Annotated in this window: 10 protein-coding genes; 6 read left to right on the top strand and 4 right to left on the bottom strand. The window is 71.8% G+C overall.

Annotation, left to right across the window (positions count from 1 at the left end; translation table 11 throughout):
• Positions 1–33 precede the first annotated feature (33 nt).
• Complete coding sequence (gene rsmI, locus AC3E6M_RS06455; protein WP_490529406.1) at positions 34–852, bottom strand: 16S rRNA (cytidine(1402)-2'-O)-methyltransferase; 819 nt, start codon at positions 850–852, stop codon at positions 34–36.
• Between the two features lie 22 nt (positions 853–874).
• Here rsmI and AC3E6M_RS06450 point away from each other — a divergent pair, with 22 nt between their 5' ends.
• Both AC3E6M_RS06450 and AC3E6M_RS06445 read left to right on the top strand, forming a co-directional pair.
• Positions 875–2440 carry a dolichyl-phosphate-mannose--protein mannosyltransferase gene (locus AC3E6M_RS06450; protein ID WP_490529405.1) on the top strand — a complete coding sequence of 522 codons (1566 nt, stop codon included), beginning with the start codon at positions 875–877 and terminating at the stop codon, positions 2438–2440.
• A 4-nt stretch (positions 2441–2444) separates the two neighbouring features.
• Positions 2445–3206 (top strand): AAA family ATPase, encoded by a 762-nt coding sequence (locus AC3E6M_RS06445; protein WP_138172738.1) that lies wholly within the window; start codon positions 2445–2447, stop codon positions 3204–3206.
• A gap of 38 nt (positions 3207–3244) precedes the next feature.
• Here AC3E6M_RS06445 and AC3E6M_RS06440 read toward each other — a convergent pair whose 3' ends face one another.
• From AC3E6M_RS06440 to AC3E6M_RS06430, 3 genes are all read right to left on the bottom strand, one after another.
• Entirely contained in the window at positions 3245–4336 is a 1092-nt protein-coding gene (locus AC3E6M_RS06440; RefSeq protein WP_490529403.1) for a hypothetical protein, read from the bottom strand.
• A 73-nt stretch (positions 4337–4409) separates the two neighbouring features.
• Positions 4410–6227, bottom strand: coding sequence for a thioredoxin domain-containing protein (locus tag AC3E6M_RS06435; RefSeq protein WP_490529635.1), 1818 nt, complete (start codon positions 6225–6227; stop codon positions 4410–4412).
• Between the two features lie 14 nt (positions 6228–6241).
• Positions 6242–7078, bottom strand: coding sequence for an aldo/keto reductase (locus AC3E6M_RS06430; RefSeq protein ID WP_490529402.1), 837 nt, complete (start codon positions 7076–7078; stop codon positions 6242–6244).
• 41 nt (positions 7079–7119) lie between these two features.
• Between AC3E6M_RS06430 and AC3E6M_RS06425 the strand changes: the two genes are divergently transcribed.
• The 4 genes from AC3E6M_RS06425 (at position 7120) to AC3E6M_RS06410 (ending at position 14196) form a co-directional block, all read left to right on the top strand.
• Positions 7120–7467: a hypothetical protein gene (locus AC3E6M_RS06425; RefSeq protein ID WP_490529401.1), complete on the top strand. Its 348-nt coding sequence runs from the start codon at positions 7120–7122 to the stop codon at positions 7465–7467.
• 8 nt (positions 7468–7475) lie between these two features.
• Complete coding sequence (locus AC3E6M_RS06420) at positions 7476–8720, top strand: LCP family protein (RefSeq protein ID WP_490529400.1); 1245 nt, start codon at positions 7476–7478, stop codon at positions 8718–8720.
• Positions 8721–8799: 79 nt separating this feature from the next.
• Complete coding sequence (locus tag AC3E6M_RS06415) at positions 8800–9957, top strand: glycoside hydrolase family 3 N-terminal domain-containing protein (protein WP_490529399.1); 1158 nt, start codon at positions 8800–8802, stop codon at positions 9955–9957.
• Between the two features lie 120 nt (positions 9958–10077).
• Complete coding sequence (locus AC3E6M_RS06410; protein WP_490529398.1) at positions 10078–14196, top strand: DUF3418 domain-containing protein; 4119 nt, start codon at positions 10078–10080, stop codon at positions 14194–14196.
• Positions 14197–14199 lie beyond the last annotated feature (3 nt).

Below are 14199 nucleotides of genomic sequence, written 5' to 3'. Positions count from 1 at the left end.
GGGACGGCTCCGCCCTCCGGCCGGTGTGACGCGTCAGCCCTTGACCGCGAGCGCCGCCTGGTACAGCTCGCGCGAGGAATGCCCCGTGAGCGATGCGACCTCGGCCGCGGCCTCCTTGAGCCGCGTCCCGGTGCGAACGAGTTCGAGCACCTGGGTCACGGCATCCGGGAACGCCACCTCGCGTGCGGTTGCCCCGCCGACGACGATCGCGATCTCGCCCCGCACGCCCTCGGCCGCCCAGGCGGCGAGCTCGGCCAGAGTGCCGCGCTTCACCTCTTCGTACAGCTTGGTCAGCTCGCGGCAGACGGCGGCAGGGCGATCGGCGCCGAAGGCGGTCGCCATGTCGTCGAGGGTGGATGCCAGCCGCGAGGGCGACTCGAAGAAGACGAGGGTCCGCTCCTCCGACGCCAGCTGTGCGAAGGCCTTGCGGCGGTCGCCGGGCTTGCGGCGAGGGAACCCCTCGAAAGCGAAACGGTCGGTCGGCAGCCCCGAGACCGCGAGGGCCGCGACCACGGCGCTCGGTCCCGGAAGGACCGTGACGGTGACGCCCGCGGCGGCGGCCGCGGCGACCAGACCGTAGCCGGGGTCGCTCACGGTGGGCATGCCGGCGTCGCTCAGGACGAGCAGGTCGTCCTCGCGGGCCAGCTCGACCAGCTCGGCGGCGCGTTCCTTCTCGTTGTGGTCGTGCAGGGCCAGCAGACGGGGCCGATTGCTCACGCCGAGACCCGCGAGCAGGCGCTGCGTCGTGCGGGTGTCCTCGGCGGCGATGACGCTCGCGTTCTCGAGGGCCTCGACCAGGCGACGAGACGCATCACCCAGGTTGCCGATGGGGGTCGCCGCGAGGATGATCACCGCCCCACCTTATGCTGGGGGCGTGAGTGCCGTCCTGCCGCCCGCTACGACCGCGGAGCCGGCGACGCGCCTCGACCGCTGGCGCGAAGCACTGCTGGAGAGTCCCGGCGGCCTGCGGGTGTGGCGCTGGCTGGCTCCCGCGCTGATCACGGTGTTCGCCTTCGTCGTGCGCGTGGTCAACCTCGGCGACCCGCACCAGCTGATCTTCGACGAGACGTACTACGTCAAGGACTCGTGGAGCCAGTGGGTGCTCGGCTTCCCGTCGACGTGGCCCGAGGGCGCGGACGAACGCTTCGCCGCCGGCGACACCGGTTTCTTCACCGGCGTCGGCAGCTACGTGGTGCATCCCCCGCTCGGCCGCGTGTTCATCGGGGCGGGCATGGCCCTCTTCGGCGCGGACACGGCGACCGGCTGGCGGATCGCCGCGGTCGTATTCGGCACGGCCACGGTCCTCGCGGTGTACCTCTTCGCGCGGACGCTGACCGGATCGATCGTCTTCGCCTCCGCGGCATCCGGGCTCATGGCCATCGACGGACTCGGGATCGTGCTGAGCCGCGTGGCGCTGCTCGATGTCTTCCTGACGTTCTTCATCGTGCTCGCCCTGTGGTTCGTGGCGCTGGACCGACGCCGGGCGCTCGACCGCTGGGCCTCCCGTGAGGCGGTGGGCGCGACGTGGGGCCCGGTGTTCTGGAACCGGCCGTGGCTCGTGGCGGCCGGGGCCGCGGCGGGCGCGGCGACCGCCGTGAAGTGGTCGGGGCTCTACGTCGTCGCCGCGATCGGCGTGTACGTCGTCGTCTCGGATGCCCTGGCCCGCCGCCGCGCGGGCGTCACGCAGTGGCCCATGGATGCCGTCCGCCAGGGGCTCGTGTCGTTCGTGCTGCTCGTCCCGATCTCCGCGGTGGTCTATCTGACGAGCTGGTCGGGGTGGCTGTTCACCGACGGCGGCTACTCGCGGCATGCCCTCGACACGATGCCGGCCGAGGGATTCTGGGCGTGGGTGCCGCTGCCGCTGCAGAACCTCTGGGCCTACCACGAGGCGATGTACACCTTCCACGTCGGGCTCGCGACGCCGCACAGTTACGCGAGCCCCGCGTGGCAGTGGCCGCTTCTCGTTCGGCCCACCTCGATGTACTGGCACCAGGACACGGTCGGGCAGAACGGATGCCAGCTCCCCGGCGGCTGCACCGAGGCGATCTCGAGCATCGACAACCCGCTGCTGTGGTGGGCCGGCATCGCCGCGTCGGTGTACCTGCTCGTGCGCTTCGTGCTCGTCCGTGACGGACGCTACGCGCTCGTGCTGACGGGGCTCGCGGCGACCTACGTGCCGTGGCTGCTGTACCCCGAGCGCACGATCTTCCAGTTCTACACGGTGGCGATGGTGCCCTTCCTCGTGCTGGCCCTGGCATTCGCGCTGCGCGACATCGCCCGCGGGCCGGGGTCGATGACACGCGCGAGCGGTCAGGCGTGGGTCGTGGTGTTCCTCGCGCTGTGCGTGCTGCTCTCGGCTTTCTGGTACCCGGTCTGGACGGCGCTCCCGGTGCCCTACGAGTTCTGGCGCCTGCACAACTGGCTGCCGAGCTGGATCTGACATCGTGAGCCGCGGCGACGAGTGGCTGCACGACCCGCGGCCGGTCCAACGGGTGCGCCTGTTCGACGACGCCGCGGTCGATCCCCGGGCGTGGCCCGCCGCGATCCCCGCCGTCGCGCAGTTCCTCGAGGTCGCGGACCGCGACGGCTGGGAGTTCGGCCCGGGCGTGACGTTTCTCGTCGGTGAGAACGGCTCGGGCAAGTCGACGCTCATCGAGGGCATCGCGGAGGCCTACGGGCTGCCCGCCGAGGGCGGGTCGACGAACGGGGGCGGGCAGACCCGCCGCACCGAGAGCCCGCTCGGCGAGTGGCTGCGGCTGGAGCGGAGCCCCCGCGCTCCCCGCTTCGGGTTCTTCCTGCGCGCCGAGACCATGCACGGCTACTACTCGTGGCGCGACGATCTGCCCGACGCCCCGCCGAGCCTGCATCCGATGAGCCACGGGGAGTCGTTCAACGCCCTGCTCGATGAGGCGCTCGACCACCCGCACTACGTCGCCGGTCTGGCGTGCCTCGACGAGCCCGAGGCGGCCCTGTCGTTCTCGTCGACCCTGCGGTGGTTGGCCTCCCTCGACCGCATGCGCTCCCGGGGTACCCAGGTGATCTGCGCGACGCACTCCCCCGTGCTCGCGGCCCTCCCCGGCGCGACCATCCTCGAGCTCGGCGAGTGGGGCATCCGCGAGAGCGCGTGGGAAGACCTGGAGATCGTGCGACTGCACCGGGGGTTCCTCGACTCGCCCGGCCGATACCTGCGGCACCTCCTGGACTGACGGAGCGCGCGTCGAAGGGACGCGCCCCGGGCCCCGGCTCAGCGGAACATCATCTTCTCGTAGAGGGTGCGACCGCGGACGTGATCGGCGAGGCCGCCGAGGCGGATGTCGAGTTCGGCGTCGGCGGTGAAGTCGTAGTACTCCGGGTGCTCGCCGGCGTGCAGCACCGCGGAGAGCGGCGTGCGGTGCGGGCGCATGTCGAGCGCCTCGATGAGCCGAGGCTCGGTCACCGTGAAGGAGATCCGGTCGTCGCCGCGCTCCCACGTCCATTCGAGGCGCGTGGGGTACGTCTGCTGTCCCGGACCGTCGACCTCGCCGCTCGTGGACAGACGCAGGGGAAGCAGGTCGTCGGTGAGGATCTCCTCGCCGCGCGCGAGGTAGAACGTCGGGATCTGGATCTGCCCCAGCCCGAACAGACCCTTCGTGGTCATCTGGACGTACACCAGCGTGTAGTCGCCGATGTGTGCCCGACCCCAGAACCAGTGGTCGAGGAACGACCCCATGAGGTGGTTGCCCCAGTTGTGATCGTGGTAAGCCGTGCCCGCGAGGGTCACGGTCTCGACGCCCTCCGTGATCGTCGCCTCCACGGTGCCGTACGGCACCGGGACGACCCACGCGAGGTAGTGCGACTTCGCGGCGTCGAAGAACGTGATCCCCGCGCCCGGCCGCCAGGAGGGTGCGGCACGCCGGATCGTGACCTCGGCGGACAGTCCCTCGACATCGAGGTGCAGGCGATAGGTGTCGAGGTCGCCCACGACGGTGTTCGAGCCGATGCGGACGTCGCAGCCCTCCGTGGCCGCCGAGAACGTCTCAGCCGGGAAGACGGGCTCCACGTGCGTCCGCGTTCCGTCGGCGTGCTGGCGGATCACGAGCACCGTCGGCGCGAGCGGGCCGCCGGGATCGGTGTGGGGCTTGTTCGAGAACGTCACGACCAGGGTCGAGCCGTCGTCGAATTGGCAGTCGAAGTACCACCACTCGAACGTCGAGTCGGCGGCCTCCGCGGCGCGATAGCCGTCCTCCCACGGTTCGACCACGGCGCCGTGGAGGCCGAGGGCGGCCATCCCCTCGCCCTGGGCGGCATCCATCCGGGCGCGGATCTCTGGAGTGTCGGGAATGGCGTGCGCGGACATGGGCTCCTCCTCGAGCGTCGGGTATCCCACATCCTGACCGAGGACGGGCGGATCGGCCAGAGCAGACGGGTCCTCAGACCAGCGCCGCGGGATCCGTCGTCGGCAGGGCGCACGTGAACGCGCGGCAGTCGTACGCCGTGGCCTCGCCTCCGCGGGAGACCTTGCCCTCGAACAGCTCGAAGCCTGCGCGGGCGAAGTCCTCGGCCTGCTCGGCCGTGAGCACCGCGACGACGTCGGCCGCGACCCGGCGCGCGGCGTCGGCGAGGGCGGCATCCGTCTGGCCGACCACGACGACCTGACGCGGGGGCGTCGCGAGGCCGAGAGCGACGTCGAGGATCGCGCCGTACGCCAGGGGAGCTGCGAGCGCCGCGGGGGCAGCAGCACGGACGAGCGTTTCGGCGGCCTCGCGATACCGCTCCCCCGCCCCGAGACGCCAGAGGTCGAGCGCCGCGGCGGCGAACGCCGAGGGTCCGGAGGGCGCGGCGCCGTCGCTGGGGACGCCCTGCGGCTGCATCCCCTGCACCGCGAGCACGGGGTCGCCGCCCCCGGGCGGACGGATGCCGTCGGCCATGAGGCACGCGTCGACCAGGGCGCGGGCGCGTTCGGCGTACACGACCTCGCCGGTCACGCGCGCGAGCGCGAGCAGGCCCCGTGCCAACCCGCCGTAGTCCTCGAGGGTCGCGGGAGCGGTCGAGCGGATCTCGTCGAGAGAGGCTCGGCGGAGCGTGCCGTCGTCGCCGATGTTGCTCTCGAGCACGGCATCGGCGGCCCAGCGGGCGGCCTCGATGAACCGGGGATCGGTACGCGCGCCGGCGGCGGCGAGCGCCCCGATCGCGTGGCCGTTCCAGCCGGTGACGACCTTGGCATCCAGGGCCGGCGGCGCGAGCCCGGAACGATCGGTGGCGCGGTAATACCCGCCCTCCGACCGCTCGCCGTCGATGATCGACTCGGAATCCTGCGCGGCGGCGATCCCGCCGGTCGGCAGTTGGAGAACGTCGACGAGGAAACGCGCGGTCTCGGCCGCGGTGGCGTCGTCACCGGCGGCGAGCGCGACCTCGATGAGGCCGGCATTGTCGGTCAGCATGCGCTCGTAGTGCGGCACGGTCCAGTCGCGCCGGGTCGCGTAGCGGAAGAAGCCGCCTTCGACCGGGTCGCGCAGTTCGGAACCGGCCATGGTGTCGAGGGCACGGGATGCCACCCCCGCCGCGTCCGGAACGAGTGCGGCGAGCGCGGGGTGCTGCAGCAGCCGCAGCACCGGGGTGTTGGGGAACTTGGGGCTCTCCAGCGCGGCGCCGGCGGCGAATCCGCCGTACTCGCGGTCCTCCCGTGCGACGACCGACCGCACCGCGTCGGCCAGGGCCTCCGGCCCCGGAACGGTGTCGGCGGCGTCGGAAGCCGCGGCGGCGAGCGCGTCGCGGAGGGCCGCGGCCGTGGCATCCACTTCTCCGCGGCGCTCGGTCCACGCCTCGCGGACCGCGGCGAGCACCTGCCGGAAGGAGGGCAGCTGCGCGCGGGGCTCGGGCGGGAAGTACGTGCCGGCGTAGAACGCCCGTCCCTCGGGCGTGACGAACACGGTGAGCGGCCACCCGAGATGCGGGGTGAACGCGGATGCCGCGTCGAGATACGCCGCGTCGACGTCGGGGTGTTCCTCGCGGTCGACCTTGATCGCCACGAACCCGTCGTTGACGAGCGCGGCGGTCTCGGCATCCTGGAACGACTCGCGCGCCATCACGTGACACCAGTGACAGGTGCTGTAGCCGATCGAGACGAGCACGGGCACGTCACGCTCGGCCGCGACGGCGAACGCCTCGGGCCCCCACGGGAACCACGCGACGGGATTGTCGGCGTGGGCCCGCAGGTAGGGGCTCGAGGCGTTCGCGAGGCGATTCAGCGTCGTGTCCGTCGTCAGTTCAGGTCGTCGGGGTGGGTGCCGACGCGGCCCGACCCGTCGCCCGGATCGATGGCGTCGATCGCGGCCATCTCGTCGGCGGTCAGCTCGAAGTCGAACAGATCGAAGTTCTCTTCCAGCCGCTCACGACGCACCGACTTGGGGAACACGATGAGACCGTGCTGGATGTGCCAGCGCAGCACCGCCTGAGCGGGCGACTTGCCGTGCGCCTCGGCGGCATCCTTCACCGCGGGGATCTCGAACAGGTCGTACTTGCCCTGGCCGAGCGGGCCCCACGACTCGATGTGCATGTCGTGCTCGGCACCCCACGCGCGGATCTCGCGCTGGCTGAGCGCGGGGTGCAGCTCGATCTGGTTGACCGCGGGGGTCACGCCCGTCTCGGCGACGATGCGGTCGAGGTGCGGCACGAGGAAGTTCGAGACGCCGATCGAGCCGGTCTTGCCCGCCTCGCGGATCTCGATCATCTTCTGCCACGCGTGGACGTAGTTGTCGTTCTTCGGCGTCGGCCAGTGGATGAGGTACAGGTCGACGCTGTCGAGGCCGAGCTTCTGGAGGCTCTCGTCGATCGCGGCGTGCGGCTCGTCGCCGTCGTGGCGGTCGTTCCAGAGCTTCGTCGTGACGAAGAGCTCGTCGCGAGCGATGCCGCTGGAGGCGATGGCGCGGCCCACGCCCTCTTCGTTCTTGTAGATCGCGGCGGTGTCGATGTGGCGGTAGCCGACCTCGAGGGCCTCGGACACGGCGCGCTCGGCGTCGTCGGCGGGCACGAGGAACACGCCGTAACCGAGCTGGGGGATGGAGTTTCCGTCATTGAGCTGGACAGAGGGAACAGTCATGTCCCCCAGCCTAGGAGGGCCGGGCGACCGCGGGTCCGGGGTTGACGCCGTTCACGTGCGGCATCACGGGCGTCGACGACTTCGAGGGCAAGCGCATCACGATGGACGACATCGACGTGATCTCGTACGAGGACACCGCCGGTGCCATGCTGCAGGACGCGATCCGGGCCGACACGAAGCGCCTCGCGGACGACCCCGCGTACGCCGACGCGGCCACGCGATTCCTCAAGGCCGTCATCAAGGGCTGGGTGTTCGCGCGCGACCGCCCGGGCGTGAGCGCCCCGGGCGTGCGCGCGTCCCCCGTGCGCCAGCTGTGGCAGATGAACGAGGTCCACAAGCTCATCTGGACCGCCCCGTGTCGCCGTCCGTTCCCGGGAGGGCGTGGTTGACTACCCGGATGACGCAGCCCCCGGCCCAGCACGCGCGCCGTCAGCCGACCTCGGGCTGGCGTCGCGGAGCGAAGGCGCTCGCCATCGTCGTGACGGTCGTCGTCGTGGCCACCGTCGCCGTCGGCGGCTTCTACGCCTGGTCGCTGACGCAGCGGCTGCAGGAGGCGGCCGTGCCCCTCAAGGACGCCCCGGCGCAGCCACCGGCGCTGAGCGCCTACGCGGATTCCTTCGCGGTGCTGGTCGTCGGCACCGACGAGTGCGACGACCAAGTGCGAGAGGCCTTCGGGGCCCGCTGCTCCGACCCCGAGAACGAGGGCACGCGCAACGACGTCAACATGCTCGTCCACGTCTCGACCAACCCCCGCCGGGTCACGGTCGTGTCCTTCCCCCGCGATCTTCAGCTGACGATCCCCGAGTGCACCGCCCCGGACGGATCGGTGTTCGGCGGCACGTTCAAGGCCCCGATCAACAGAGCGTACGAGTACGGCGGCCTGACGTGCGTGGCCGATACCGTGTCCGAGCTCAGCGGGCAGAGCATCCCCTTCGCCGCGAAGGTCAGCTTCGGCAACGTCGTGAACATCACCGACGCGATCGGTGGCGTCGAAGTGTGCATCGGCGGCGAGGGCATCGACGACCCCGACGCGGGCATCGACTGGGAACCGGGTCCGCGCGTGGTGACCGGCTACGACGCCCTCGCGTTCCTGCGCACGCGCAAGGGCATCGGCGACGGCAGCGACCTCGCCCGCATCGGCAACCAGCAGCAGTACCTGTCGCGCTTGGTGAACAAGCTCCGCAGCGACGAGGTGCTCTCCAACCCCGGCACGCTCATCGGCTTGGCCAACACCGCGGTGAACAACATCACACCCAGCGAGAGCCTGGCCGACCCGATCCGCATCGCGCAGCTGGCCTACACGCTGAAGGACGTCCCGTTCGACGACATCACGTTCGTGCAGTTCCCCGTCCTCGACGACCCCGACGACCCCAACCGCGTCGTGCCCGACGAGGCCTCCGCCGCCGTGCTGTGGGATGCGCTCGCGCGCAACGCGCCGCTCGCGCTCACCGGTGAGGCCGGCTCCAACGGCGGCGTGATCGCCGACCCGTCGGCACCCGCCCCGACCGAGCCGGCGCCCGTCGAGACCACCCCGGCCCCGGATGCCACGGACGCGACGGCCGGGCCGGACGTCGTCGAGCTGCCGAGCAACGTCAACGGCTCGAAGGCCACCCAGGCCACCTGCTCGGCCGGCAACGGCTGACCCGGCATCCCGCCTCGCGAGGGCGTCAACCCCGGACCGCTTCGCCACGGACGCGCGGCGCATGCGAGACGATCGACGAGTGAAGATCCTCACGCGCTCCACTCTCCTGCTCGCGCTCGCGGCCCTCGCCCTGACCGGGTGCGTCCCCGAGCCCGCGACGACACCGACGCCCGCGGTGAGCGCCACCCCGACGCCCACCCCCACTCCCACGTCCACCCCGGATCCGCTCGCGGGGCTCAGCCTCGAGGACCGGGTCGGGCAGATGTTCATGGTCGGGACGTCGGTGGACGGCGCCGACCCGATCACGCTGGCCGCGGTCCGCGACGACCACGTCGGCGGGATCTTCCTGCACGGCCGCTCCGACGCGGGCGTGCAGCCCACCGCCGATCTCGTGAGCGGCTTCACCTCGGTCGTCGCGCCGGGCGGCCCCGAACTGTGGGTCGCGACCGACCAGGAGGGCGGAGACGTCCAGGTGCTGTCGGGGCCGGGGGTCGACGGCATCCCCTTCGCCCGCGATCAGGGCGCGTGGGATGACGCGACGCTGCGCGCGAACGCCGCCACGTGGGGCCGGCAGCTCGCTGATGCCGGAGTGAACATGAACCTCGCGCCCGTCGCCGACATCGTGGACAGTCCCGAGGCCGCGGGCGACAATCCGCCGATCGGTCAGTTCAACCGCCAGTACGGCTACGACGGGCCGACCGTCGCGGCGAAGGCCGGCGCGTTCGCGCAGGGAATGCGCGACGGCGGGATCCTGCCCACGTTCAAGCACTTCCCGGGACTCGGTCGCGTGACCGAGAACACCGACACGCGCAGCGATGTCACGGACGACGTCGTCAGCGCCGACGGCCCGGACGTGGGCGTGTATTCGGCGGTGCTGCCGCAGGGGCCGGCGATCGTGATGCTCTCGACCGCGATCTACGCCCGCATCGACCCGAGCGCCCCGGCGGCGTTCTCGCCGACCGTGGTGGAGGTCCTGCGCGACACGGTCGGGTTCGACGGCGTCGTCACGGTCGACGACCTCTCGGCCGCGCGGCAGGTGCAGCCCTGGTCCCCCGCCGATCGCGCGGTGCTCGCCGTCGACGCCGGCATCGACCTGCTGCTGGTGTCGGCCGATCCTTCGGTGTACCCCGAGATGCGGCATGCCGTCCTCGCTCGCGCGCAGAGCGACGCCGCCTTCGCCGCGAAGGTGGATGCCGCCGCCACCCGCATCCTCGCCGCGAAGACCGCGATGCCCTGACGTCCCCGCTCGCGATGAACGCCGTTCCTTCGTAGAAACGCTGCGGCGCTGCGTGTTTCGGGAGCAACAGCGTTCATCGGTACCGCTCGGCCCCGCCGTCCCGGGATAGGCTGAAAGGCTGTGTCCGTCGAACCCGTCATCGTCTACCCGCCCGAGCTGCCCGTCAGCGCCGCGCGGGACGAGATCGCGCGCGCCATCCGCGACCACCAGGTCGTGATCGTCGCCGGCGCGACCGGTTCGGGCAAGACGACGCAGCTGCCGAAGATCTGCCTCGAGCTCGGGCGCACGTCCATCGCGCACACGCAGCCGCGCCGCATCGCCGCGCGCACGATCGCCGAGCGCATCGCGGAAGAGATGCAGGTCCCCCTCGGCTCGACCGTGGGGTACAAGGTGCGCTTCACCGACAAGGTGTCGGCCGACACCCGCGTGGCGCTCGTCACCGACGGCATCCTGCTCAACGAGATCCACCGCGACCGCCTGCTCCGTCGCTACGACACGATCATCGTCGACGAGGCGCACGAGCGGTCGCTCAACATCGACTTCCTGCTGGGGTACCTGCGGCGGCTCCTGCCACAGCGGCCCGACCTCAAGGTCATCGTCACCTCGGCGACCATCGATCCCGAGAGCTTCGCGCGCCACTTCGCCGCCCCGCCCACGGCACTCGGCGGCGAGCCGGTGCCCGCACCGGTGATCGAGGTGTCGGGGCGCACGTATCCGGTCGAGATCCGGTATCGGCCGCCGGGTGGCGACGGCGACGCGGGCGAAACTCCTGAGATTCCGGATGCCGTCGCGGCCGATGCCCCGTCGTCTCGCGGCCCAGCCACCCGAGCGACACGGAAAGTCAGGAGTTCGGCCGTCGAGAGCGACGAGGTCGACGAGGTCGGGGCCGTGGTCGCCGCCCTGCGCGAACTCGATCGCGAGGCCGCGGGCGACGTGCTGGTGTTCTTCCCCGGCGAAGCCGAGATCCGGGATGCCGCGGATGCCATCCGCGGGGCGTACCAGAAGGATGCCGCGCCCACCGAGGTCCTGCCCCTCTACGGGCGCCTCTCCGCCGCCGAACAGCACCGGGTGTTCGAGCGTTCCACCGTCGCCGGCGTGCGCCGCCGCGTCATCCTCGCGACCAACGTCGCCGAGACGAGCCTCACGGTCCCCGGCATCCGGTACGTCATCGACACGGGGACGGCGCGCATCTCGCGCTACAGCAATCGCTCGAAGATCCAGCGGCTGCCGATCGAGGCCGTGTCGCAAGCCTCGGCGCAGCAGCGGTCGGGCCGCGCGGGCCGCACGTCGGCGGGCATCGCGATCCGGCTGTACTCCGAGGACGACTTCCTCCGCCGACCGGAGTACACCGAACCCGAGATCCTGCGGACGTCGCTGGCATCCGTCATCCTGCAGATGCTCTCGCTGGGGTTCGGCGACATCCAGGCCTTCCCGTTCCTGACGCCGCCGGATTCGCGCGGAGTGAAGGCGGCGCTCGACCTGCTCGTCGAGCTGGGCGCCGTGAAGCTGCCGGCCCGCGGCGACGACCGCGGCCCGCGCCTGACCGGCATCGGCCGCGAGATCGCGCGCCTGCCCATCGACCCGCGCTTCGCGCGCATGCTCCTCGAGGCCCGCGGCTCGGGCGTGCTGACCGAGGTGCTCGCGATCGTCGCCGGGATGTCGATCCAGGACGTGCGCGAACGGCCCGAGGAGCGACGCGAAGAGGCCGACCGCTTCCACGCGCGCTTCATCGACCCCACGAGCGACTTCCTGTCGCTGCTGAATCTGTGGGATTACCTGCAGGAGAAGCAGGCCGAGCTCGGCTCGAGCGCGTTCCGTCGCCTGTGCCGGAGCGAGCACCTGAACTACGTGCGCGTGCGGGAGTGGGTCGACGTGCACCGGCAATTGCGTTCCGTGCTCGGGAGCGAGCGCGGCGGCGTTCCCACGAAGAACGATGTCCCGAATTCTGCTGCTCCGAGCCGCTCCGGGCAGCACCGTTCGGGACATGCTCCGCCAGAAAGGGGACGGGGGACGCGCGCAGACGCCGAACCGCAGGGCCACGCGCAGGGCGACGCGATCCACCGCGCCGTCCTGTCGGGGCTGCTGTCGCACATCGGCATCCTGGATCCGCGCACGGTGGCGCAAGCCAAGGACCGCAAAGCACCCGGCGACGCCCGGCCCACGAAGGGCGAGTACATCGGGGCGCGCGGGGCGCGGTTCGCGATCTTCCCGGGGTCGGGGCTGAAGAAGAAGCGGCCGTCGGCGGTCATGGCCGCCGAACTCGTCGAGACGTCGAGGCTGTTCGCCCGCACGGTCGCCGCCGTCGACCCCGCGTGGGCCGAGGATCTCGCCCCCGACCTGGTGAAGCGCTCGCTGAGCGAACCGCACTGGTCGAAGGATGCCGGAGCCGCCTCCGCCTACGAGAAGGTCACGCTGTTCGGGGTCGAGCTCGTCGGCCGTCGCCGGGTGCAGCTCGCCCGCTTCGACCGACCGCTCGCGCGCGAGATGTTCGTGCGGCACGCGCTCGTCGAGGGCGAGTGGGACCCGTCGGTCCTCGACAAGCGCCTCACCGCGTTCCTGCGCCGTAACCAGGAGCAGCGCCGCCTGCTCGAGAAGATCGAGGAGCGCGAGCGCCGCCGCGACATCCTCGTCGGCGACGAGGCCGTGTTCGCGTTCTACGACGCGCGCATCCCCGCCGACGTCACCGACGTGCGCTCCTTCGAGACGTGGTGGAAGGATGCCGCGAACCGCACGCCCCATTTACTCGACCTCCGCGAGTCCGACCTCACCGGCGACCGCGCCCAGGGCGATGATCGGGCGTTCCCCGCGCGCTGGCGGCAGGGCGACCAGACGCTGAACCTCGCGTACCGCTTCGAGCCGGGCGCCGACGACGACGGCGTCACGGTCGTCGTCCCGCTGCCGCTCCTGGCACAGCTGCGCCCCGACGGCTTCGACTGGCAGGTGCCGGGGATGCGCGACGAGCTGGTGACGGCCCTGCTGCGGGCGCTGCCGAAGACGATCCGCCGCAACGTCGTTCCCGCCGCGGACTGGGCCGAGAAATTCTCGGCCGAGCTCGCCGAGAAGGGCCCCGAACACGCGAACGGCCTGCCGAAGTCGACGCTCGTCGACGCCCTCGCCGCGCTCGTGCAGCGCGTCGCGAACCAGCGGGTGGGCGCCGCCGACTTCGAGCTCGAGCGGGTGCCCGGACACCTGCTGCCGTCGTTCCGGGCGGTCGATGCGCGCGGCCGCGCCGTCGGATCCGACCGCGACCTCGCTGCGCTGCAGCGCCGCCTCGCGGACCGCGCCCGCTCGAGCGTCGAGTCGGCGGTGACCCGCGAGCGCCCCGCACCCCGCGCCGCTGCGCGCGTCGCCGAGGCCTCGCCGGCCTTCGCCTCGCGCACGAAGCTCACCACGTGGGATCTCGACGAGCTCACCGAGGTCGTGGACACTCCGGTCGCCGGCGGCGTCGTCCGCGGCTACCCGGCGCTCGTGGACGACGGCGACAGCGTGGCGCTGCGCGTCGAGGCCACACCCGAGGATGCCGCGCGGCATACGCGCGCCGGCATCCGTCGCCTTCTGCTCCTGGCCGTCCCCTCCCCCGCCACGTACGTGCTCGACCACCTGACCGCGAACGAGAAGCTCGCGCTCGCGGCATCCCCGTATCAGAACGCGAAGGCCCTGATCGAGGACGCCCGGGTGGCCCTCGCCGACGACGTGCTGCTGCGCGAAGCGCCGAGCGGTGTCGTGCGGACGAAGGCGGAGTTCGAGCGGGTGCGCGATGCGTTCTCGGTCGCGTCGGTCGATCGGACGTTCCAGACCGTCTCGGTCGCGGCCAAGATCCTGCTGGCGCAGCGCGAGGTCGAACGCGCGATCAAGGACGCCTCGTCGATCACGCTGCTCGGCGCGCTCAACGACGTGCGCGGGCAGCTCCAGGGCCTGATCTTCTCGGGCTTCCTCTCGAGCACCGGTCTCGCCCGGCTGCAGCACCTGCCGCGCTACCTCGCCGGCGCGCTCGATCGCCTGAAAACGCTTCCCGACAACCCCGGCCGCGACCGTCAGCGCATGACCGAGTACGAGCGCGCCTCCGCGGGCTTCGTCGAGGCCGGCGGCACGGTCCCGCTCCCCGCGACCGCTCCCGCGAACCTCGTGCAGACGCGCTGGCTGCTGGAGGAGTACCGCGTCAGCCTCTTCGCCCAGCGCCTCGGCACGGCCGAGCCCGTCTCGATCCAGCGGATCGCGAAGGCCCTCAAGGGCGCGTGAGTC

Source organism: Microbacterium sp. SCPM-O-B-15248 (M128) (assembly GCF_058214835.1).
Note: the sequence above shows the minus strand (reverse complement) of the source record. Positions and strands in the feature narration are given on the sequence as shown.